Source organism: Clostridioides sp. ZZV14-6150 (assembly GCF_020657875.1).
GTDB lineage: Bacteria > Bacillota > Clostridia > Peptostreptococcales > Peptostreptococcaceae > Clostridioides.
Map to the genome: position 1 here is coordinate 102,187 of NZ_JAGWDA010000014.1, position 21,365 is coordinate 123,551.

Sequence of the window (21,365 nt, forward strand, 5' to 3'; positions counted from 1 at the left end):
ACCAATTATTTTGTTAATCATTTTGTTAATTCTATAGATTAAAGTATCTTCTATAGAATTAACAAAATATCAGCAGTACTATTTGAGGTAATTAGAACTGTACAAGCCATAAATAAAATATATAATTATGCATATTCTTATTTCATACTTTAATATATTTTTTTTAAAATGAAAAAGCATTTATTCTGTAGTTTTATTTACACCATTATTCTTATTTTTTTATTGATTTTCTAAGAAAGTCTGATGTTATAGTATTACCTTTTTTATTAAGATTTTTTGCTAGTTTAATTCTTTGACATTCTCCACCAGACAGTGTACTAAGTGGCTGCCCTAAAGTCATATAAGATAATCCTACATCTTTCATAGTTTGTAGTATTTTGCAAAGTTTCTTTTCTGTAAAGAATTCAAGAGATTCATCCACTGTCATAGAAAGAACTTCAACTATATTTTTACCCTTGTACAATTTAGACAGGACTTCTTCATTATATCGAGTACCTTTACAAGCTTCACATGTGTTAACAACAGGGTCCATAAATACCAGTTCTGTAACAAGTACTCCTTTTCCATTACAAATAGGACAAGCCCCTTTAGAATTAAAGCTGAATAAACTTTCGCCAACAGTATTTTCCTTAGCAAAAAGTTTTCTTATTTCATCAAAAAAACCAAGAAATGTAGCTGGCATAGAGCGATTTGTAGTTGTGATAGGGTTTTAGTCAATTTTAATAACATCTTTTTCATATTTTTTTGCAAAAATACGAGAAATCAAAGTACTTTTACCAGAACCAGCAACTCCAGTAACAACTGTCATGATTCCAACTGCTATATCTATATCAACATTTTTTAGATTATGCAAACAAGCTCCTCTAATGGGAAGAAAGCTTTTTGCTTTACGAGTATTAGATTTTAGAGATAATGATAAATTCATAGCTTTTGAAGTAAGTGTATTTGCTAGAAGTAATTCATTATAGGTACCTTGAAATATAATATTTCCCCCATGTTTACCAGCATTTGGGCCAATATCTATAATCTCATCGGCTATAGATATGACATCTTTATCATGCTCTACTACCAAAACTGTATTTCCTCTGTCTCTAAGTTTTTTTAATAATTGATTCATACAATATACATCTCTTGGGTGCATTCCAGTGCTGGGTTCATCAAAAATATAAGTTAGACCTGTGAGACTACTTCCCATATAGCGTACAAGTTTTAATCTCTGGGCTTCTCCTCCAGATAGAGAAGTTGATTCCCTATTTAGATGTAAATAAGGAAGTCCAATATCAATCATTCTTTTTAAGCCATCAGTAAGAGCGTTGACAACTGTTTCAACTTTTTTATCATTTATTTGAGAGAGTAAATTATAAAGTTCAGTAAATTCCATATTACCCATATCTGCTATAGAATACCCTAAAATAGTGCAGTTAAGTGCATCTTTATTTAATCTTTTTCCATGACATTGAGGACATTCCTCATCAGTTATAAGTCTTTCCGACTTTTCTTTGGTGTGTTTGCTCATATTGTTAGTGAAGAATACAAATCGCTTATAGTTCCTACTGTAGAACGTGCATTGCCACCAAGAGGAGACTGGTCCACGATTACAGAAGCAGTTAAATTATCAATCAGTTCTACATGAGGTTTTTTGTATTTTGGAAGTCGACCTCTAATAAATGCTGAATATGTTTCATTCATTTGTCTTTGTGATTCTGCTGCAATTGTGTCAAATACAATACTTGATTTTCCAGAGCCAGAAACTCCAGTAAAGACAATGATTTTGTTTTTGGGAAGTTTAAGTGATATGTTTTTTAAATTATTATGTGTAAGTCCTTTTATTATGATATATGACATAAATACTAAGTCCTTTCTTTATATATTTGAGTAGCGTAATTATATTATGTAGTTATATTATAATAAGATTAAAACCTATTTTCCTGATATATTCTGCTATATTACAGATATTATTTTTAAATTTGTTTACATTGTAAACAGTATTAATTAGTGATGTTACATATAAAAAACAAAAATCCTATCATAGAACTTATTTAAAATTTAGTAAAAATGAGCGAGTTTAAAAGATTTAAATAACTTGACTTTTAAAACTTACTATTGTAATATTTTAAATACTACAATAGTAAGTTTTAGGTGTGTATTCAGATATAATTTTACTGATTGAAAGGAGAGAATAATGTTACTGATAGTTATAATAGTGGTTTTTATAATATTAGAGGAGGATTATAGATATACATATTAGGAAGTAGTAAGGTATGAAAAGAAAAACAAGTTTTATTTTAATAATTATTCTATTAGTCATTGTGCTTATAGCAAAATATCTAATGGGAAGTAATCAAAATAATAAAGAACAAAATATTAAGAGTAACAATACAAATTTTAAATCAAATGAATTGGAGGCTAAAGATAGTACACAGGAGAAAAAAGATAAAGTTAATGTAGTTGATTATAGTGATTGTTTTAAAGATATTAGTGGAGGAGCTATTTTTTACAGTAGTAAAAATAAAGAATATAACATATACAATAAAGAATTAATTGAAACAAGGGCTTCACCTTGTTCTACTTTCAAAATAATTTCAACATTAATTGGTCTAGAAAAGGGAATAGTAAACTCAAAAGAATCAGTTATGGGGTATAATGGCACAATTTATGAGATTGAAGATTGGAATAGAAATCTTAATCTAGAAGAAGCATTTAAAGCATCTTGTGTTTGGTATCATAGAAAACTGATGAATCAAGTTGATGCTAAATTTGTTCAAAACACACTAGATAATCTAAAATATGGAAATTGTGACATTAGTGAGTGGGAAGGAAATTCAAAAAATGGAAGTAAAGATTTAAATGGGTTCTGGTTAGAATCTTCATTAAAAATATCTCCTAAAGAGCAAACACAAGTATTAGCTAAAATTTTTGAGGGTGATACAAGCTTTAAAAAAGAGAATATTAATCTCTTGAAGGACATTATGAAAATAGATATAAATGATAAGAAAATGAATGTATATGGTAAAACTGGAACAGGATTTGATGAAAAGAAGCAATGTGTTGATGCATGGTTTGTTGGTATGGTAGAAAATGAAGATGATACATATTACTTTGCTATTAAATCAGATGATTCTAATAAAGAAATTGGAGGACCAAAAGTAAAAGAGATTGCAATTGATATAATTAAGAAATATTATAGTGCTATATAATAGACATAACTTTATACTAAAATATAGGTAAATTTAAGGAACTATGCAATGAATTGATAAATATATTGCATAGTTTTTATTTTATTTATATTATCTTAAGTAGATGTAAAAAGATATGAACAAAATTTAATAAAAAATAATCTTATATTGGTTAAAAATTATAAGGTGTTTATGTAAAGTATCATATTTAATTGAAAAGAGTATTTTAAAAGAGTGTCAACATTTAGTTTGGTGTGTCACTATAATGTCATTTTGGATTGCTAAACTTTAACTATAAAGGAGATGATTGTATATGGAAATACTAAAATGTGAAAATTTAACAAAGACATATGGCTCAAATCAAACCATGGTGACAGCTCTTAATAATTTGAATTTATCAGTTCAAAAAGGTGATTTTGTATCTATAGTAGGAGCCTCTGGTTCTGGAAAATCTACATTACTTCATATGCTTGGAGGAGTAGATAGACCTACATCTGGAAAAATTTATATTGAAGATACTGAAATAGCAAGCTTAAAAGAGGAAGCATTGGCAATTTTTCGACGTAGAAAAGTAGGGCTTATATATCAATTTTATAATCTTATACCTACTCTTGATGTTAGAAAAAATATATTATTACCAATGTTACTTGATAAAAGGAAAGTGGATGAAGATAGGTTTTCTGAAATTGTATCTACACTTGGATTAACTGATAGGCTTAAACATCTTCCAGGTCAACTTTCAGGTGGACAACAGCAAAGAGTAGCTATAGCTAGAAGTTTAATATATAGACCAGCTATTTTATTAGCAGATGAACCAACAGGTAATCTTGATAGAAAAAATTCTGAAGAAATTGTAGATTTACTAAACTTATCAAATAAACGATTTAATCAAACAATACTTCTTATTACTCATGATGAAAAAATAGCATTAGAAGCAAATCGTATTATAACTATGGAAGATGGTATGATAGTTTCTGAAAAGGTGGTGAAGAAATGAATATTCTTCAAGAATACACCTTAGATTTTGTACGTCGTAATAAGCGCAGTAGTATGGCTATAATGTTAGCTATATTACTTACTACAACTATGATGTCTTCTTTGTGTGGACTATTATATACAATGTGGAGTGATTTTATAAGGCTTTCAATTGAGAAAGAAGGTAATTGGCATGGAGAGTTATTTGATGAAACTCATGGAAGTGACTTATCATTAATTGAAAATTTCTCTTCAGTTGATGATGTGATGATTAAAGGACAGTGGTATGTAGGTAAAATTGACGATGATAAAAGGGATTACATAATTTATAGAAATGCTACCTCAGAATATTGGAATTCTATGCCAGAGAAAGACACTATACTAGAGGGTCATCGACCAAATAATGCTAATGAAATTGCACTATCAAAACAATATTTTGAGAGTAATCCAAATGTAAAAATTGGTGATAAGATTACTATACCAATAGGAGATAGGGTTTTAAATGGAAATCTTCTTGAACCCGTAGCTCCAAAATCTAAAGGTGAAAGTTTTAAGAAGATTTCAGAGACTACGTTGACAATAGTAGGGAAAATAGATGTTACTACTTCATCAGTTGTACCTGCATATACAGCTCTTGGTTATCTTGATAGAGCAAGTATAAAGCCTAGTGATAATATTACTGTATATTTACGATTTAAAAATATTAGAGATACATATAAAGAGCTTCCAAAGCTTGCTAAATCATTAGGATGGAAAATGAATGAATATGGAAAATACAATCTTAAGTATAATAGTAATTATCTTTTAAAAATGTTAGTTTTTTCTCCAGAGCAGAAAGCATCTATGAACAGTATAGAAAAATTTTCAACACCTATTATGTATCTAACAATAGCAATCTTTACAGTAGCCGTATTTGTACTGGTGATTTATAATGCTTTTGCACTATCAGCAAATGCTAGACTTACTCAATTGGGTATACTAGCTAGTATTGGAGCATCACCAAAGCAGATTAAAAAGTCTGTGGTTTTTGAAGGGTTTTTATTGACAATTATTCCTTTGCCTATAGGCTTATTTTTAGGATGGGCATTGTGTAAGGGTCTTGTAAGTTATATTAATTCAGTCGATACTGTTAATAATAATCAACAGGTAATCTTTACTTATGGTGTTATTGCTTTCTTGCCAGCTGTTTTACTTACAATAATAACAGTATGGATTTCTGCACTTATCCCAGCACGTAAAGTATCAAAAATATCACCTATAGAAGCAATTAGACAAGGTGATAGTATTAAAATCAAAAAGTCACATAAATATTCACTAACAAACTTATTTGGTATAGAAGGAGAGCTTGCAGTAAATGCGCTTCGTTCCCGTAAAAAATCTTATCGTACCGCAACAATATCTTTAACACTTTCTTTTTTATTGTTGACGAGCTTTCTAAATATAATTGCATGTCAAAGAGGTGCAGAGCGTGTTTATGGTAGTGATATTTATGCTAATCAAAGGGATATATCATTGCATCTGGAAAATAGTGAACCTGCAGAAAAACAGTTTTTAGAACAATTAAACAGTACACAAGGTGTAGAGAGTTCATTATATTATCTAAAAATGTCTGCAATCACTTGGTTAACTGAAAAAGACGCTTCAAAAGAGCTTGCAAAGAGTGGAGGATTTAAAAAGATAGTCTCAGCTAAAAAATATGCTCCTATAGAACGTGATGGTAAGTTTCGTATTACTTCAACTATGATTGGACTTGATGATGAGAGTTTTGCAAAATATTGTAAACAACTTTCTATAGACCCAAAACCATATTATGATACAAAAAATCCGATTTCGATTGTATATAATCGTGAGGAAGATGTTGAGCGTAGTACACGTAGGGATAAAGTATATATAGATTATTTAAATCTTTCTGTAGGAGATAACATTACATTAAATGAAAAGGTATATGATGAAGATGAGGGAAATTATACTTTTAATATGAAAGTAGGAACTATTACAGATACACTTCCACAAATAGCAGAAAATCTTGGTAGATACACCTTAATTCAAATAGTACCAATGTCTATAGTACAGGATGTGTCCAAAAACTATCATGAAAACCGTAGATTAAAATCAAATAGAATAACAGGGTTATTTAAAATAGATAATCATGATAATATTTCTAAAGTAAGAAAAGAGTTTGAATCTATTTGCAATAAATATTATGGGTCAGGTGATTATAGTATTAATGATGTTGTAGAAAATGAAGAATTAAGTGAGAGTGGACAAATAACTATGAATTTGATAGTAGGATTTATTACAGCATTATTAGCTGCAATTGGTTTATCAAATGTATGGGCGACTGTTTCAGGGAATCTTAGAAGTAGACGACAAGAATTTGCTATGTTACGTTCTGCAGGATTGTCTCCAAAGGGTATGAAAAAGATGCTTATCCTAGAAGGATTATTTTTTGGTCTTACACCATTATTACTCAGTATTCCTGTGCAAATAGCTATACTGTATGCTTTCATCCATATAAATGAAATAAGTTTTATGGAGTACTTATTATTTGCACCAATATCCATAGTGACGAGCTTTACCATATTGATACTTATTGTAGTAATAGCGTCGTATACTATGGGATGTAAACAATTAAAGAGTGAAAACATAGTAGAATCTATAAAAAATGAGACAATATAAACAAGATTTATTGAATATTTTTTAAAAGCAACTTTAAAGAATATTGTGTGTAAGTGATAGATAATGTGTAAATGATAGATAAATAGGATATAATGTAACTGGATTATAGGTGTTCTCCTATAATCCAGTCTTTTATGTATAAAACTTAATTATGAATCGTGCACCACCATGATGACAATTTTCTGCATGTATAGTACCATTTTGACCTTCTATAATAGACTTTGATAGAGCAAGACCTATACCAATGCTGTCTTTACTAGCATTTTTACCACGATAAAATCGATTAAAAATATATGGTAGGTCTTCTTGAGCAAAACCTTTCCCATTATCCTCTATAATAATTTCAATGTATAGAGGGTTTTTACTATAATAAGCAACAATCTGTCCACCATCTTCTACATGTTCACTACAGTTTTTAAGAATATTTAAAAGAGCTTCCAAAGTCCAGTTAATATCAATCTCAAATTCTACGAACGAAGAGTCTTTAATAATAAATGTCTGATTTTTTTCTTTTAAAATTCCTTCTATAGGTTCAACAGCATTAGTAAGAAGAGAATGGACATCTATAAGTTTATTTTCAAATATTAAAGTACTTGCATCTAATTTTGACAAAGTAAGTAAAGATGACACCAATCTTTCTAATCTTAATATTTGGTTTGTAAGTCTATTAAGGTAATCTATTTCTTCATCTGGACAACTTTCTGCAAGTAATTGTGCCATAAGCGACATAGAAGTAATTGGAGTTTTAAGTTGATGTGCAATATCTGCAAGATTATCTGAAAGAGTTTGTCTTTCTTTTAAAGCAAATTCTTTTGAGCAACGAAGTTCTCCCACAGTTTTATATATCTCGTCTTCAAGATGTGAAAACTCATCTTCACATCGTAAAAGTATGGATTCTTTCCCTAAATTGACTTCTTCCAAATAGTGAGTAAGAGTATTGATTCTAATCATATTATGTCTTTTTTTTCTATACTGAATTATGAACACAACTATAGCCATTGTTGACACTATAACAAAGGATACTATAATGAAATAAAAAAAGTTTTTATACCAAAATGTATTTTTAGTATAACCATGTTTTAATAAAATCTCATTTCCTACATTAAAGTCATGAGAACTTGAATTTTTTAGTGATTCTAAAATATGTTCTGTAGATTTAGGGTTAAGTTGATATGATGTACCAATGGTTTTAGATATCATATTATATTCTTCAGAAGAAGTTATAGTTGTTAGAATTATACTTAACAAAATAGTGATAGCTAAGCAGAATACTATAAAAACAACAGTATTATTGATATTTCTTGGAGTTTTCACTAGCTGTCCTCCATTCTATATCCTATACCTCTCAAGGTTTTTATGCAGGATGGATTTTTTAGTTTTTCTCTAAGTCGCTTTATTGTAACAGTAAGAGTATTATCATTTACAAAGTTGCCATCTATATCCCAGAGCATTTCTAATAGTTTTGCACGAGTAAGTGCTTTATTTTTATTTTCCATTAAGCTTAGGAGTAGTTTGTATTCTCCTGCTGTCAAAGGGATTTCAATATTATCCAAATATACTTTAACTTCATCTTTATTCAATTTTATATTTTCACATGTAAGAGTGCTAGTAGTGTTAGAATGAGTACGCCTAAGTACAGCATTAATTCTAGATTGAAGTACTGAAAGCAAGAATGGCTTAACCACATAGTCGTCTGCGCCCATATCCAGACCTTGTACAATATCTTTTTCATCATCATGCACTGTCAAAAATATCACTGGAGTATCTCTTATATTTTTAACATATTTACAAAATTCATATCCAATCCCATCAGGTAAATTTAAATCAAGTAGAATTAAATCGATATCTTTGTCAAATTTTTTCTTAGCTTCAGTAATTGTACTATAACAACAAACTACATGTTTTTTCTTTTCTAGGGAAGTTTTTATTCCAAATGCAATTGTATCATCATCTTCTAAAAGAAGTATTTTTGCCATTTATTTTCAGTCCTTTCATTTAAAAAAATTTATAGTGTAAAATAAAATCCCTGTCAAAAACTTATAAATTAAAACTACGCTTTAAGTGAATCTATTAAAAGACCAAGTGTGGTTTCAATAAATTTTTTCTCTTCTATATTAAAATTGTTGATATACGATTTTCCTGTTATAGATAATAAATTAAAAAATCCTGTAAGTGTAAATATTGATGAATACATAAGAGTAGGTATCTCAATATCTGACCTAATACTTCCATCAACTTTTCCCATTTCAAATAGTTCTTGTATTTCTTCAAACATAAACTTATTGAAAGAAAAAAACTTTTCTTTAAAAGGTATCTCTAAGTCTGAATTTTTAGATTGTAAAAGTCCAATCATTCCCATTAAAGCTAGTAAAGAAGGCTCCTTACAATAAAATTTATGAAATGCAGAATATGAAAATTTTAATTTTTCAAATCCAGTTTTACCTTTTGAACTTTCTATTTTAACACTATCCCAAAGTCTTTTATACCCTCTTAGTACAACAGCAAAAAATAAATCTTCTTTGCATGAAAAATACTTATATATAGTACGTTTTGTATATTCTACTTCTTTTGCTAGTTCATTCATAGAAGTGTTATCAAATCCATTAAGACAAAATAATTTTTCTGCTTTAACAATAATTTCATTTTCTCTTTGGATTTTTTCTTTATCTCTTCTTGATAATTCCGACATATAAAATACTCCTTTCTACTGATTATATTGATAAGAATATATACTGATGGTATACTTGTATAACGATAGTATACTTTTTAAAAATAAAGTTAATGTAAAGCACTATAATTTATTATAACTTTACTAATTAATTATATAGGTAAAATATAAAATAAGGGGGATTTATTTATGAAAATAAAAGAAAATGTATTGTTGTTAGATAGTACTCGTGGTGCAAATTGTTTTATTGTGTTTGATGAAGAGATTACATTGATAGATACAGGACTTCCTTTTATGGGGAATAGTATAATTAAAGAATTAAAAACACTTGGGATTCAACTAACTGATATTAAGCATATTTTACTGACTCATCATGATGTTGACCATATATCTAATATTAAGTTATTGAAAGAACATACAGGAGCAAAAGTGTGGGCTCATATGGAAGATATACCTTTTATTATAGGGAAGAAGGATAGACCTGGATTTAAAAAATTTATTGGAAAGACAATTTCAAAAAGAATTATTAAAGATGTAGAGCCTTATGGAAATAATATGCAAGTCGGGAATATAAAAATTATTCATACTCCTGGACATACACCAGGACATGTATGTATGCTTTTTGAAGATGTATTGTTTGCAGGAGATTTAGTTAAGAATAAGAAAGGAAATATAATCCCATATCCTAATCTGTGGAACTGGGATTCTGAAAAAATGATGAAATCTGTAAGTGAGATAGAAAATTTAAAATACAATTGGATATGTATGTCTCATGGGATTCCTTGTGCTAAACAATAAAAATAGTAAGTCATGATATATTTATTTAAATAACAACTATTGACTATATACAACGTTGGTGATAATATAATATCCAAGATAGAGTATAAGGTGGTGAATTTTTCTGATACGTACTTTAATTTTATATTATTTAAATATTAAGCCAACACATGGATATGAGATTCAAAAATTTTTACAGGTTTCTGGTGCAGATAGATGGACAAAAATACAATCAGGTTCGATTTACTATGCATTGACAAAGCTAGAAAAAGATGGGGCAGTCAGAGTTTTGAGAGAAGAAAAAACTGGTGCTAGAATTCGTAAGATTTATGAGATTACACAAAGTGGTAAAGTGGAGTTAAAAGAAGAGCTACAAAAAGAATTACAGATGCCTATAGTTCCAGTAGGTTCAAATAAATTCCTATTGTATAATATTTTAGATGTATTACCAAGAGATACTATACAAATCAATCTTGAAAAGCATATAAAGCATCTGATAGAGCAGAAAAAGTATTGGGAAAACTGGAAAGAAATTAAAAATATTGATAAAAAAAGTCTTCCAACAGAAAGAATTGCCTTTGATATGACAATAGATAATTTGAATTATCAAATACTATGGCATGAGGAAATACTCAATAATATTGATAAGTACATATCTGTTGGTTATGAAACACAGAACGTAATTAAATCTATAGATTTTTCAAATATAGAAGACGATTTTTTATTTGAAAATGAGGCAACAAGTGAACTATTAGAGGTTCAAAAACTTAGAGATGAAATAATTAATAATCCAGACAAAGCTATCGAGAATATAGATAAAATAATACTAAAATTACAAAATAAAAAATAAGTTTATTTATAATAGCACGAGTCAAAGACTCGTGTTTTAAAAAAATAATATATACAACATTGGATATATAATATTGGTTAAAATATTAGGAGGTTTTATAAATGGAAAATGTACTATTAGAGATTGAAAAGTTATCTAAAAGATATAACAATAAGGAAGTTGTATCAGGAGAGAGTTTTAAAATACTAGAAGGAGATATTTTAGGTTTTATTGGACCAAATGGAGCAGGAAAAAGCACATCTATTAATATGTTTACTACAATTGTATCTCCAGATAGTGGAGATATATATTATAGGGGTAAAAGTATCAGAACTCAGCAAAATATCTTTAAAAGTGCTCTTGGTGTTGTACCACAAGAGCTGGCAATATATGAAGACCTAAGTGCATATGATAATGTTAAATTCTTTTGTTCATTGTATGGTTTTAGAGGAAATGAACTTAAATCTCGAACTAAAGAGGCTTTGGAGTTTGTTGAACTTTGGGGTAGACATAAAGAACTACCATCAAAATTTTCTGGAGGAATGAAACGTAGGTTAAATATAGCTTGTGCAATCGCACATAGCCCTAAAATTCTCATTATGGATGAGCCAACAGTTGGAATTGACCCTCAATCGAGAAATAAGATTATGGAAGCAATTAAAACGATTAATAAGAATGGTACAACAGTTATTTATACTAGTCACTATATGGAGGAAATAGAAGCTTTATGTAATAGGATTGTTTTAATTGATAAAGGAGTAATTTTAGAAGATTTAGATAAGAACTTATATAAAGATAAGTATTTAAAACTTGGTTGCAAGACACTGGAGGATATTTTTTTATATCTTACAGGTACAAATTTGAGAGATTTGGAGGAATAATATATGAGATATTTTTTGCCATTGTTTAGATTAGGAATCAAGCGAAGAAGTAAAGATTTTTTTATTTTATTTTATAATATTGTTTTTCCATTAATAATCATAATGTTATTAGGATATTTAACATCAAAGTCTTATGGAACAGAATTTACATCATATAACTATTATACTATTGTCACAATACCATTTTGTGTTCTTATGGGAATCATTAGTGTTTCATATGCTGCACAAGATGAGAAAATTTCTAATACATCCTATCGTTATATGATCTCTCCGATTTCCATAAAAGAGTTAGTACTTTCAAAACTTTTCTCTTGCACAATTATACTTTCACTGTGTAATTTAATAACTTTAGTTATAATAAAAGGCGTTTTTCAGATAAGTTTTGGTGGAAATTTTTTAGCTATTATTTTTCTTTTAGTGTGTGAGTCAACTGTAGTATCAACTATAGGTTTGTTTTTAGGTCTTGCATGCAAAAACTTAGATATACTACGTAATATCATTAATATACCAATAGTGATTTTTGGTTTCTTAGGAGGCGTATTTTTTCCAGTTAGTTCATTAAATCCAGTTGTTTCATTAGCAATTAATATATCACCATTAACTTGGGTCAATAGGAGTATAGTTACTTGTATTTATGATGATAGCTTACAACCCCTTTTTAATATATCATCTATATTTGTAATGATAAGTATTTTAATGACAGTACTTACAGTCAAATTATTTAAAAGGGAGGCATTTATATAGTGAACTTAATAGGTATTTTTAATAATAATTTTAAAAGAAATATAAATAAAAAATCGGGTTTTTTAGTTATACTCTTATTTCCAATAATTATAGTAATACTTGGAGTACTAGCAAATTACATAAGTAAACCATCTTTTAATATTGGTATTTTGAGTGAGTATAAAAATGAACAAGTTTTAAATAAATCTGAAAAGAAGATTTATACAGATATGGTTAAGGCATTAAAAAGCACTCAAGGAATTGATGTTGAAATTGCAGACTTTAAAACAGTCAAAACTGATATTATAACTGGAAAATATTCTGCTGTTATATATTTCAATAAGGGTAATTTCAAACTGTATTCGATAAAAGATAAAAATACAAATAATATATTAGAGTATTTAATAGAATCATATAAAGAAGATTCAACACCTATAAATATAAATAAACTACAAGAAAACACCTTAGGCGTTTTGCAAAGAATAATTGCTTTTATTGTATTATTTTTAATGATAACCTCTACTGTTACAGCATCAATGATTATTAAAGATAAAAATTCAGGTACATTTACAAGAATATTATATTCACCACAAAATATAAGAGGATATGTGTTAGGGAATATACTATATAACTTTGCAATCACATATTTTCAATATTTAGTTTCAATAACTATCATTAAATTGCTTAATATTGATATTAGTATCAGTTATATAAATTTACTTTTAATGGGTGTATGGATATCGGCTTTGGCAACTTCTTTTGGAACATTTGTATCTTCATTGTTTAATAAGGAGATGTATGCAAATTTATTTGCTACTGGTATATCTCTTATACTATCACTTATTGGTGGTTCATTTATTCCAATTGATAAAATGCCTGCTATGTTGCAAAATATGAGTATCATAAGTCCAATACGATGGTTTATAAGTATTTCGACTTACATGGAAGATGGTAAAGGATGGTTTTCTAATATGAACTATATTTATATTTTAACATCAATAATAGTAGTTTTAGTTTTGTTAACTGTGGGATGTACTAAGAGAGTAAAGTATTTAAATAAAATTGAGAACTAAATAAAATTGAAGAAAAAATAAATAATTATAATTAAAATAAGTAAAAATATGAGTATAAGTAAACAATCACATTATCTTATTCATGTAATGTGATTGTTTATTTTAGATTATAAATATTATAATATATGTCTATAATACAGATTATTTTTTAGAATAACCATGTATCAGTATTAAAGCACATTTTTTGTATATCATCAATAAAACAACTTACATGGTATCCATCAGTAGCTGCATGATGTACTGTTATAGAAAGAGGGAGAAGTATTTTTTCATCTTTTTGATAATATTTGCCTGATTCAATTGTAGGGAAAAAATAATTTTCAAGACCATGATTATGTACAGTAAAGCTTTTAAAACTAATCCATGGAAGACATGAAACAGTATAGCAATTTTTTGGAGGATTAGGTTTTGCTAAAAAACCATAATTTTTTCCATATTGTTCAATATCATTTAAATAACTTTTATAGAATATTGAAAAATCTTTATTGTATTCTGTCCATATTGATGAAAAAGTTTTATTATCATCATGAAAAATTGCATAAAATGGAGTTAAAGTGTCCCAATATCCAAGTTCATTTTCATCATATGCAATCTTTAGTTCTTTATATCGATTTAAACAAGTTGTTACTATATATAGATATGCTGGATAAAATTTGATATTTCTCTTTTTCGTTTCATCAAGTAAACGAGTAATATCTATTTCTATAGTTAAATCAAATCCTACATTTGTCATCTTTGAAAAATAATAAAAATGTGTATATCGTTCCCAGTTTTGTAAGTCAATTTTATGGAATTGTTGTTTATTCATATAAAATCACCATATCCTTTATAAGATTTATTTGCTTATCAATATCGTCATCTGTAAGTACTAAAACAGGTGCTGATGTCTTCATACTATCAAACAAGAACATTATGTGTGTTGCAAGTGTCATAGAATTACATTTTTTAAATTCACCTTTAGATTGCCCATAATCAATTAACTTCGAAAGCATTGTAATGGCTGAATTATATCTTTTGTTCATATAATCACGCTGGTCTTTTTCTACAAAAGCAAATTCATGGATTGCAAAATCTAATCCAGAGTATTCACTTTGTATTTCTGACTTTTGTTGATTAAGAAAATACTCTAACATCTGCCTAGCTGATATATCTTCCTTGATACTTTCATCTAATAAATTTTTAGCATTATCTTTATGAGAATTTAACATATCAATAAAAATTTCTTTTGTTGAATTAAAATGTCTGTATAGACCACCACGACTTAAATTACATGCCTCACAAACATCTTTCATAGTTACATTACTGTAGCCTTTTTCAGAAAATAACTTTATTGAAGTATCAATAATAAATTGTTTAGTTTGCATTCCTTTTGTTGCCATATATTTTCCTCCTTTGCGACATGCATGTCGTTTTTAATTATAAGACATTTGTGTCGCTTTGTCAATTTAAATTTATATAGTATAAAACAGCCAGCAAATAAAATGGTTAGTAAATAAAATAACTCTAATTTATTTTTAAATTAAGATGAAAGTTTATTAAAATAGTAATAATAATATTGACTTTTAAAACTTACGTATGTAATATATAAATTACTATCAATTATGTTATTTTAATATATATTTTTTTTATTAGGATATTTAAAAACAATAAAATAATAAAAAATAGATAGTTGATGTATTTATGGGAGTATTTTCATTTTAAAGCTTACATATGTAATATATTGAAGAATAAGGGGGTTTGTATGAAAAAAAAGATAAAAACAAAAAAATTATTAATCTTTGGTGCTTTAATCTGTTTAGTTGTAGTTATTATTGGTATTACAACTAAATTTGCATTGAATGGATTTAATAAAATCAAACCAGATGAACTATTAAAACAGTATATGTCTTTCGCAAATGAAAGACAATATGAAAAAATGTACAATCTATTAGACGAAAAAAGTAAACTAGAAAACAAAAAAGAAGATTTTATCTCTAGAAATAAAAAAATATACGGAGGAATTAGTGCACATAATATAAGTATTGATATTAAGGATATTAAAAAAGATGAAAAGGAAGGTACAAAAATAAATTATGATTCTAAAATAGACACTTTAGCAGGAAAAATCTCATTTTCAAATGAAGTATTATTGACTAAAGACAAACAAAAAAACTATAAAATAAGATGGCAGTCAAACGTTATATTTCCAGAACTTGAAAATGATAATAAGGTTCTAGTATCAACACTTAAAGCTAAAAGAGGAAATATTTTAGATAGAAATGGTGAAGTACTTGCTGGGAAAGGTCTTGCATCTGTTATAGGATTAGTGCCTGGAAAGATGAGTAATAATGTAGAAGACCTAAAAAAACTATCTGATTTACTAGATATACCAGTTGAGCAAATCCAAAAAAAATTAGATGCATCTTGGGTAAAAGAAAACTCAATGGTCCCTATAAAAACTATTGAAAAAATAGAAGAAAATCCAGATGGCTCTGTAAAAGGAAAAGATAAATTATTACAAGAATCACTACTTAGCATTTCAGGAGTTAAAATATCTAATACAGAGGTAAGAGCATATCCACTAGGTGAAAAAGCTAGCCATTTAACTGGGTATGTTCAAAATGTGAATGCAGAAATATTAAAAGAAAAAAAGGGAAAGAACTACAATGCTAATAGCATAATCGGTAAAATTGGTTTAGAAAGTCTATTAGAAGACAGAATACGTGGTATTGATGGGTGTGAGATTATTATAGCTGATAGATATGGAGATAAAAAAGAAACTTTAGCAATTGTTCCAAAGCAAGATGGGGAAGATGTCAAACTGACTATTGATTCAAAGCTACAGAGTAAATTATATGACCAGTTGAAAAATGATAAGGGTTGTGCAGTGGTTATGAATCCTAAAACAGGAGAGATTTTATCTCTTATAAGTAGTCCATCATACAATCCAAATGAATTTATACTAGGTATGTCAGAGGATAGATGGAAAGAACTCAATGAAAATGAAAATAAACCAATGTATAATAGATTTAAAGCCAGACTATGTCCAGGGTCTTCTTTTAAACCAGTTACTGCTGGTATTGGAATAACAACAGGAAAGATTAATCCTAATGAAAATTTTGGTCATAGTGGTCTTAGTTGGCAAAAAGATTCTAGTTGGGGAAGTTATAAGGTAACTACATTAAAGGATTATGGAAATACTGTAAATATGAAAAATGCATTGATTTATTCTGATAATATTTATTTTGCCAAAGCAGCATTAAAAATAGGTGAAAATGTATTATCAAAAGAACTGTTAAAACTAGGATTTGAAGAAAGTATACCATTTGAATTTGGATTAGCTTCTTCAAAATTTGGTACTGACAATAAATTTGATACAGAAATACAATTAGCAGATAGTGGGTATGGTCAAGGTAAAGTACTTGTAAATCCAGTACATATGGCATCAATATATTCAACTTTTGTCAATGATGGAAGTATGATAAAGCCTTATCTTGAATTTAAAGAAAATCCACAGGCTGAATTCTGGAAAAAAGATGTGTTTTCTAAAGAGTCTGTGAAAATTATATGTGATGACTTAATTCAAGTTATTGAAAATCCTAATGGAACAGGTCATGGTGCTAAAACTGAAGGAATTACTATTGCTGGAAAAACTGGTACAGCAGAAATTAAAGCATCAAAAGATGATACTACTGGAACAGAGCTTGGATGGTTTAATGCGTTTACAGTTGATGAAGATAGTGACAAACAGTATCTAGCATTAGCTATGGTTGAAGATGTGAAGCATCGTGGAGGAAGCCATTATGTTATACCTATTATAAAATCAGTATTTGAAGATTAATATGATGTATTTGGGATTTATATTTTTGACATCTTATTTTTAGATAAAAGTCAAATTAATAAAAGACTTCACTATATGATGAAGTCTTTTATTAGTTCAAAAAATAAAATAGTGGCAACAATTGAGGATGTGAGGGAGAGTTGCCACTATTTATATAGGGTATTATATTATGTTTTTAAGCTAGTTTTACTATCTTCTATGTTTATATAATAACCCTTGTATATGAATTTTATAGAGAGTTAATTTGAATATTATGTGAAGTTTTTAAATCTTAAAGAAAATGTATTAAAAAGTATATTTGCATTAATTTGTCTTATATATTTTTTTATCATTTAAAATAGATAATGTTATTTTGGCTGCTGTGCTACCATTAGAATAATCTTTACTTTGAATGTTTGTTGCAAATAAATAAGCATTTCCATCTTTTTCTACATAACCTATAAACCAACCATTTACATCTTTTCCATTTATATTAGCAGTACCAGTTTTCCCATAAAGTGATACTCCAGCTTCTTTAGATATCAATAATGAATCTTTTACAGTTTTTATATTATCATCTCTAAATTCAAATTTATTTGTATAAAAATCTTTAAGTAAATTTACCTGTTCAATAGGTGAGATTTTCAAAGAAGATTCTAGCCAATAGTTTGATATCCCAGATGAAATATCACGATTTCCATAGTTAATTTTTTCTAGATAAGTTTGTATGTCTTTTATACCATTTTTTTTGTCTAAATCTTGAAAATACCAGTTAACAGAGTTTTCCATAGCAGAAAATAAGTCATGGTCTTTATTCCAAGAATCATTAGCGTGATACTTCCCATTCCAATGAATGTATGAATTATCTCTTGTTATTACACCATTTTCTAATCCCAACAAAGCACTATAAATTTTATAAGTAGAGTCTGGTGAAATTCTCATTTTACTTTTTTCTTCATTGTAAATATGATACTGATTAGACTTTAAATCATACATTACAAAACTTCCATCAAAACCCTTAAAATACTGACTTAAATCTTCATATAAAGTTTGATTACTTATAAGATTATATTTTTCATTGACATCTGCCATAATGGATAGTGTAGAGCTATTTCCAAATACAATTAAAGCTACTATTGTAAAAATTAAAATGCTTTTAAGTTTTAAAGTTTTTGACTCAATTTGGAAATCTCTTATCTTTAATATACGTCTTTTTATTTGATTTTTTGAACCACCAATATCTGAAGTAAGTGTGAGATTAGATGGTTTTGAGAGATTATCTATAAAATTTATTATGGTATGTCCATACTCTATGTAGCTATTTTCATCAAGTCTCTTTAAAACTGAAATATCACATGCAATCTCACGGTCTAATCTCATTTCTTTAAGTGCATACCAGACAAGAGGATTAAACCAATATAATATTTGGAAAAAACATATTATATAGTTTACTAAAATATCTTTGTTTTTAGAGTGTTGTAATTCATGAAGTAAAATATATCGTATGTCTTTTAAAGATAATTTAGATATAGATTCACTTGGTAATATAATATGTGGTCTAAAGTATCCAAATGTAATAGGCGTATTTATAATAGACGATTTACATAATATAAAATCCTTATCTAAACCTATAATTTTTTTACAGTGCTTAAAAAGTGAAAGAATCTCTTCATCTTCTAAAATCTGTACTGATTTTTTTATATTTCTTATTTTAAAATTACAATGAACTGTAATAATTATCATGATTGTAATTCCAATTATCCATAATGTTAGCAATAAAATATTTAAATTATCAAAATTAAATTGATTCAAAGATACTGAAAAATCTTTTAATGCATTTGAATTATTAATTATATTGTCTGAAGAATTTTTTACAATAGAAGTATTTGCTGTACTATTTTCAATATGAGTAAAACTAGATATATAGCTAAATATATTTAAATGATTAATGTATTTAAGCGGAATAAATGGGATTATTAACATTATAAGTAATATAAACCCAATATTATATTGATACATTGCAGAAATATGTTTTCTAAATATTTTTTTAGCAAGTAGGATTATAATAATTAAAAAAGATAAGGTTAGTGTGCTAAGTAAAAATCGCATAAAAAATGGAGCGTACATATTTACTTATCCTCCTTAGTTTTCCTTTTATCTAAAATATGTCTTAATTCCTCTATATCATCTTCTGATAATTTATCATTCTCTAAAAAATTTAGTACCATAGAGTTAAGAGTGCCATTATAAAAACGATTTAAAAAAGAACTACTTTCTGTAGCTACATACTCTTCTTCTTTAACAATTGGAGTATAAACAAAAACTCTGCTATTTTTTTCATATGTCAAAGCTCCCTTTTTAACCAAACGCAACAACATTGTCTGAATAGTCTTAGGACTCCATTTACTTGTTTTTACTAGCTTTTCAATCACTTCATTCGTACTAATAGGAGCATATTTCCAGATAATTTTCATTACTTGATATTCTGCTTCTGAAATCTGTGGTAGTTTTTTCATAAGATACCTCCTTATACTTACATTTGTAATACATAAAGTATATTATCATTAGTTTGGTTTGTCAATTTTTTTAAATAGTTCATTTTCAGTCATCTAGAAAGTACATGTATTTAAATATAAATAGCATCAATTAAGCTTTAGAGGCATGAGTGATTAAGCTATATAGGTATGGTAAAAAAATAAAATTAAGGATTATATTGACAGTTAAAAAAACGGTTGATATACTTATTGTTGATATAACAACTAAAATGGAGGTATAAATTATGATAATTACAGTTATAAACGGAAGCCCTAGAAAAAACGGTGCAACATCAAAGGTTTTGAATCATTTATGCAAAGATATAAAAAGAATTAAACCAAATGTCAAAATCAATTTTTTTAATCTAAGTGAAGTCAATCCATCATATTGCATTGGTTGTTTAAATTGTTATAAAATAGGTAAGTGTATTAATCAAAATGATAAAGTAGAGTATATTCATGATATAATTACTAAGAGTGATGGCGTTATATTTGGTAGTCCAACTTATGGAAGTAGTGTAACTGGTCTTTTTAAGGTGTTTACAGATAGAGCTCATATGATGTTAGAGCGACTATTGTATCATAAACCATGTATAGCGGTTACAACATATGAAAATGCTCGTGGTTCAAAAGCTATTTCTTTTATGAAATCAATGGTTTTAGATTCAGGAGGTTATGTTTGTGGTCATTTATCTGTAAAGATTGGATTTAATCAAAATCCTATAGTTGAAAGAGTAGAGTCAAAGATACAAAAAGTATCTAAAAAATTTGTTTATTGTATAGAGGAAAAGAAAAATCCACCTGTGTTTTCTCAAATCTACGACTTTATTGCTATGAATATTATTTTAAAGCCAATGGCATTTAAAAATATTGAGCAATATAAAGGAATAATTGATAGATGGGAGGCGCAAGGTATTATTTAGATGGAGGTAATATGAGAGATTTTGAGAAATTATATGAAGTTACAAGTAAATTAATAAGTACTTCATTGAAAGTAAAAGAAGATTTAAAAAAAATGTTTAAGCAAAATGGATATGACATAACAACTGATCATTATGCTTTATTAAGATTTCTATGGGAACAAGATGGGATTTCTCAAATAGATTTGTGCGAAAAATCATGTAAGGATAAATCTAATACAACAAGAATTTTAGATGTTATGAAAAATAAAGGCTTGATTAAAAAATAGCTACGCACACTCGTGACTTTAGTCATGAGTTAGTAGCTAAAATAGTCAGCATATAGGGAAAC

General features: G+C 27.6%; 21 protein-coding genes. 11 read left to right on the forward strand and 10 right to left on the reverse strand.

Annotated features, from left to right (window positions below):
• Positions 1-211: 211 nt before the first annotated feature.
• Genes KGF41_RS21175 through KGF41_RS21185 form a run of 3 tightly spaced genes read right to left on the reverse strand, consistent with a single transcriptional unit; the run spans position 212 to position 1,845 of the window.
• Positions 212-682: a hypothetical protein gene (locus KGF41_RS21175; protein ID WP_413841164.1), complete on the reverse strand. Its 471-nt coding sequence runs from the start codon at positions 680-682 to the stop codon at positions 212-214.
• Positions 683-709: 27 nt separating this feature from the next.
• Complete coding sequence (locus tag KGF41_RS21180) at positions 710-1,516, reverse strand: hypothetical protein (protein WP_413841165.1); 807 nt, start codon at positions 1,514-1,516, stop codon at positions 710-712.
• Positions 1,513-1,845 (reverse strand): hypothetical protein, encoded by a 333-nt coding sequence (locus tag KGF41_RS21185; RefSeq protein ID WP_413841167.1) that lies wholly within the window; start codon positions 1,843-1,845, stop codon positions 1,513-1,515. Before KGF41_RS21185 ends, KGF41_RS21180 begins: the two co-directional genes overlap by 4 nt.
• A 416-nt stretch (positions 1,846-2,261) precedes the next feature.
• Here KGF41_RS21185 and KGF41_RS15705 point away from each other — a divergent pair, with 416 nt between their 5' ends.
• The 3 genes from KGF41_RS15705 (at position 2,262) to KGF41_RS15715 (ending at position 6,830) form a co-directional block, all read left to right on the forward strand.
• Entirely contained in the window at positions 2,262-3,197 is a 936-nt protein-coding gene (locus KGF41_RS15705; RefSeq protein WP_227856973.1) for a penicillin-binding transpeptidase domain-containing protein, read from the forward strand.
• Between the two features lie 292 nt (positions 3,198-3,489).
• Positions 3,490-4,173 (forward strand): ABC transporter ATP-binding protein, encoded by a 684-nt coding sequence (locus tag KGF41_RS15710; protein WP_227435330.1) that lies wholly within the window; start codon positions 3,490-3,492, stop codon positions 4,171-4,173.
• Positions 4,170-6,830 carry an ABC transporter permease gene (locus tag KGF41_RS15715; protein ID WP_227842916.1) on the forward strand — a complete coding sequence of 887 codons (2,661 nt, stop codon included), beginning with the start codon at positions 4,170-4,172 and terminating at the stop codon, positions 6,828-6,830. The genes KGF41_RS15710 and KGF41_RS15715 overlap by 4 nt, the downstream gene beginning before the upstream one ends.
• Before the next feature lie 132 nt (positions 6,831-6,962).
• Here KGF41_RS15715 and KGF41_RS15720 read toward each other — a convergent pair whose 3' ends face one another.
• The 3 genes from KGF41_RS15720 to KGF41_RS15730 form a co-directional block, all read right to left on the reverse strand.
• Positions 6,963-8,144: a sensor histidine kinase gene (locus KGF41_RS15720; protein WP_227829359.1), complete on the reverse strand. Its 1,182-nt coding sequence runs from the start codon at positions 8,142-8,144 to the stop codon at positions 6,963-6,965.
• On the reverse strand, positions 8,144-8,806 hold the full coding sequence (locus KGF41_RS15725; protein ID WP_227856974.1) for a response regulator transcription factor: 663 nt from the start codon (positions 8,804-8,806) through the stop codon (positions 8,144-8,146). The genes KGF41_RS15720 and KGF41_RS15725 overlap by 1 nt, the downstream gene beginning before the upstream one ends.
• Positions 8,807-8,880: 74 nt before the next feature.
• The gene (locus tag KGF41_RS15730; protein ID WP_227854811.1) at positions 8,881-9,519 is read right to left on the reverse strand and encodes a TetR/AcrR family transcriptional regulator; all 639 of its coding nucleotides are present in this window, start codon (positions 9,517-9,519) and stop codon (positions 8,881-8,883) included.
• A gap of 168 nt (positions 9,520-9,687) precedes the next feature.
• Here KGF41_RS15730 and KGF41_RS15735 point away from each other — a divergent pair, with 168 nt between their 5' ends.
• The 5 genes from KGF41_RS15735 to KGF41_RS15755 all read left to right on the forward strand — a co-directional run bounded on the left by KGF41_RS15735 (position 9,688) and on the right by KGF41_RS15755 (position 13,781).
• The gene (locus KGF41_RS15735) at positions 9,688-10,296 is read left to right on the forward strand and encodes an MBL fold metallo-hydrolase (RefSeq protein WP_227854810.1); all 609 of its coding nucleotides are present in this window, start codon (positions 9,688-9,690) and stop codon (positions 10,294-10,296) included.
• 118 nt (positions 10,297-10,414) lie between these two features.
• Complete coding sequence (locus tag KGF41_RS15740) at positions 10,415-11,125, forward strand: PadR family transcriptional regulator (RefSeq protein ID WP_227829377.1); 711 nt, start codon at positions 10,415-10,417, stop codon at positions 11,123-11,125.
• Positions 11,126-11,226: 101 nt separating this feature from the next.
• On the forward strand, positions 11,227-11,985 hold the full coding sequence (locus KGF41_RS15745; protein WP_227829363.1) for an ABC transporter ATP-binding protein: 759 nt from the start codon (positions 11,227-11,229) through the stop codon (positions 11,983-11,985).
• A 3-nt stretch (positions 11,986-11,988) separates the two neighbouring features.
• On the forward strand, positions 11,989-12,729 hold the full coding sequence (locus tag KGF41_RS15750; protein WP_227856975.1) for an ABC transporter permease: 741 nt from the start codon (positions 11,989-11,991) through the stop codon (positions 12,727-12,729).
• A complete protein-coding gene (locus tag KGF41_RS15755; RefSeq protein WP_227829365.1) occupies positions 12,729-13,781 on the forward strand; it encodes an ABC transporter permease in 1,053 nt (350 codons plus the stop codon). The genes KGF41_RS15750 and KGF41_RS15755 overlap by 1 nt, the downstream gene beginning before the upstream one ends.
• Before the next feature lie 148 nt (positions 13,782-13,929).
• On the opposite strand, the gene KGF41_RS15760 is transcribed toward KGF41_RS15755, so the two are convergent.
• Positions 13,930-14,589, reverse strand: coding sequence for a chloramphenicol acetyltransferase (locus tag KGF41_RS15760; protein WP_227850880.1), 660 nt, complete (start codon positions 14,587-14,589; stop codon positions 13,930-13,932).
• Complete coding sequence (locus tag KGF41_RS15765) at positions 14,582-15,160, reverse strand: TetR/AcrR family transcriptional regulator (protein WP_227850879.1); 579 nt, start codon at positions 15,158-15,160, stop codon at positions 14,582-14,584. Before KGF41_RS15765 ends, KGF41_RS15760 begins: the two co-directional genes overlap by 8 nt.
• Positions 15,161-15,522: 362 nt before the next feature.
• Here KGF41_RS15765 and KGF41_RS15770 point away from each other — a divergent pair, with 362 nt between their 5' ends.
• The gene (locus KGF41_RS15770; RefSeq protein ID WP_227854809.1) at positions 15,523-17,601 is read left to right on the forward strand and encodes a penicillin-binding transpeptidase domain-containing protein; all 2,079 of its coding nucleotides are present in this window, start codon (positions 15,523-15,525) and stop codon (positions 17,599-17,601) included.
• Between the two features lie 303 nt (positions 17,602-17,904).
• Here the strand turns inward: KGF41_RS15770 and KGF41_RS15775 are convergent, their stop codons facing one another.
• Both KGF41_RS15775 and KGF41_RS15780 read right to left on the reverse strand, forming a co-directional pair.
• Positions 17,905-19,707 (reverse strand): BlaR1 family beta-lactam sensor/signal transducer, encoded by a 1,803-nt coding sequence (locus KGF41_RS15775; protein WP_227829369.1) that lies wholly within the window; start codon positions 19,705-19,707, stop codon positions 17,905-17,907.
• A 2-nt stretch (positions 19,708-19,709) separates the two neighbouring features.
• Positions 19,710-20,096: a BlaI/MecI/CopY family transcriptional regulator gene (locus tag KGF41_RS15780; protein ID WP_227829370.1), complete on the reverse strand. Its 387-nt coding sequence runs from the start codon at positions 20,094-20,096 to the stop codon at positions 19,710-19,712.
• A 263-nt stretch (positions 20,097-20,359) separates the two neighbouring features.
• Between KGF41_RS15780 and KGF41_RS15785 the strand changes: the two genes are divergently transcribed.
• Entirely contained in the window at positions 20,360-21,037 is a 678-nt protein-coding gene (locus KGF41_RS15785; RefSeq protein WP_227829371.1) for a flavodoxin family protein, read from the forward strand.
• A gap of 11 nt (positions 21,038-21,048) precedes the next feature.
• The gene (locus tag KGF41_RS15790; protein ID WP_227829372.1) at positions 21,049-21,303 is read left to right on the forward strand and encodes a MarR family transcriptional regulator; all 255 of its coding nucleotides are present in this window, start codon (positions 21,049-21,051) and stop codon (positions 21,301-21,303) included.
• Positions 21,304-21,365: the final 62 nt, after the last annotated feature.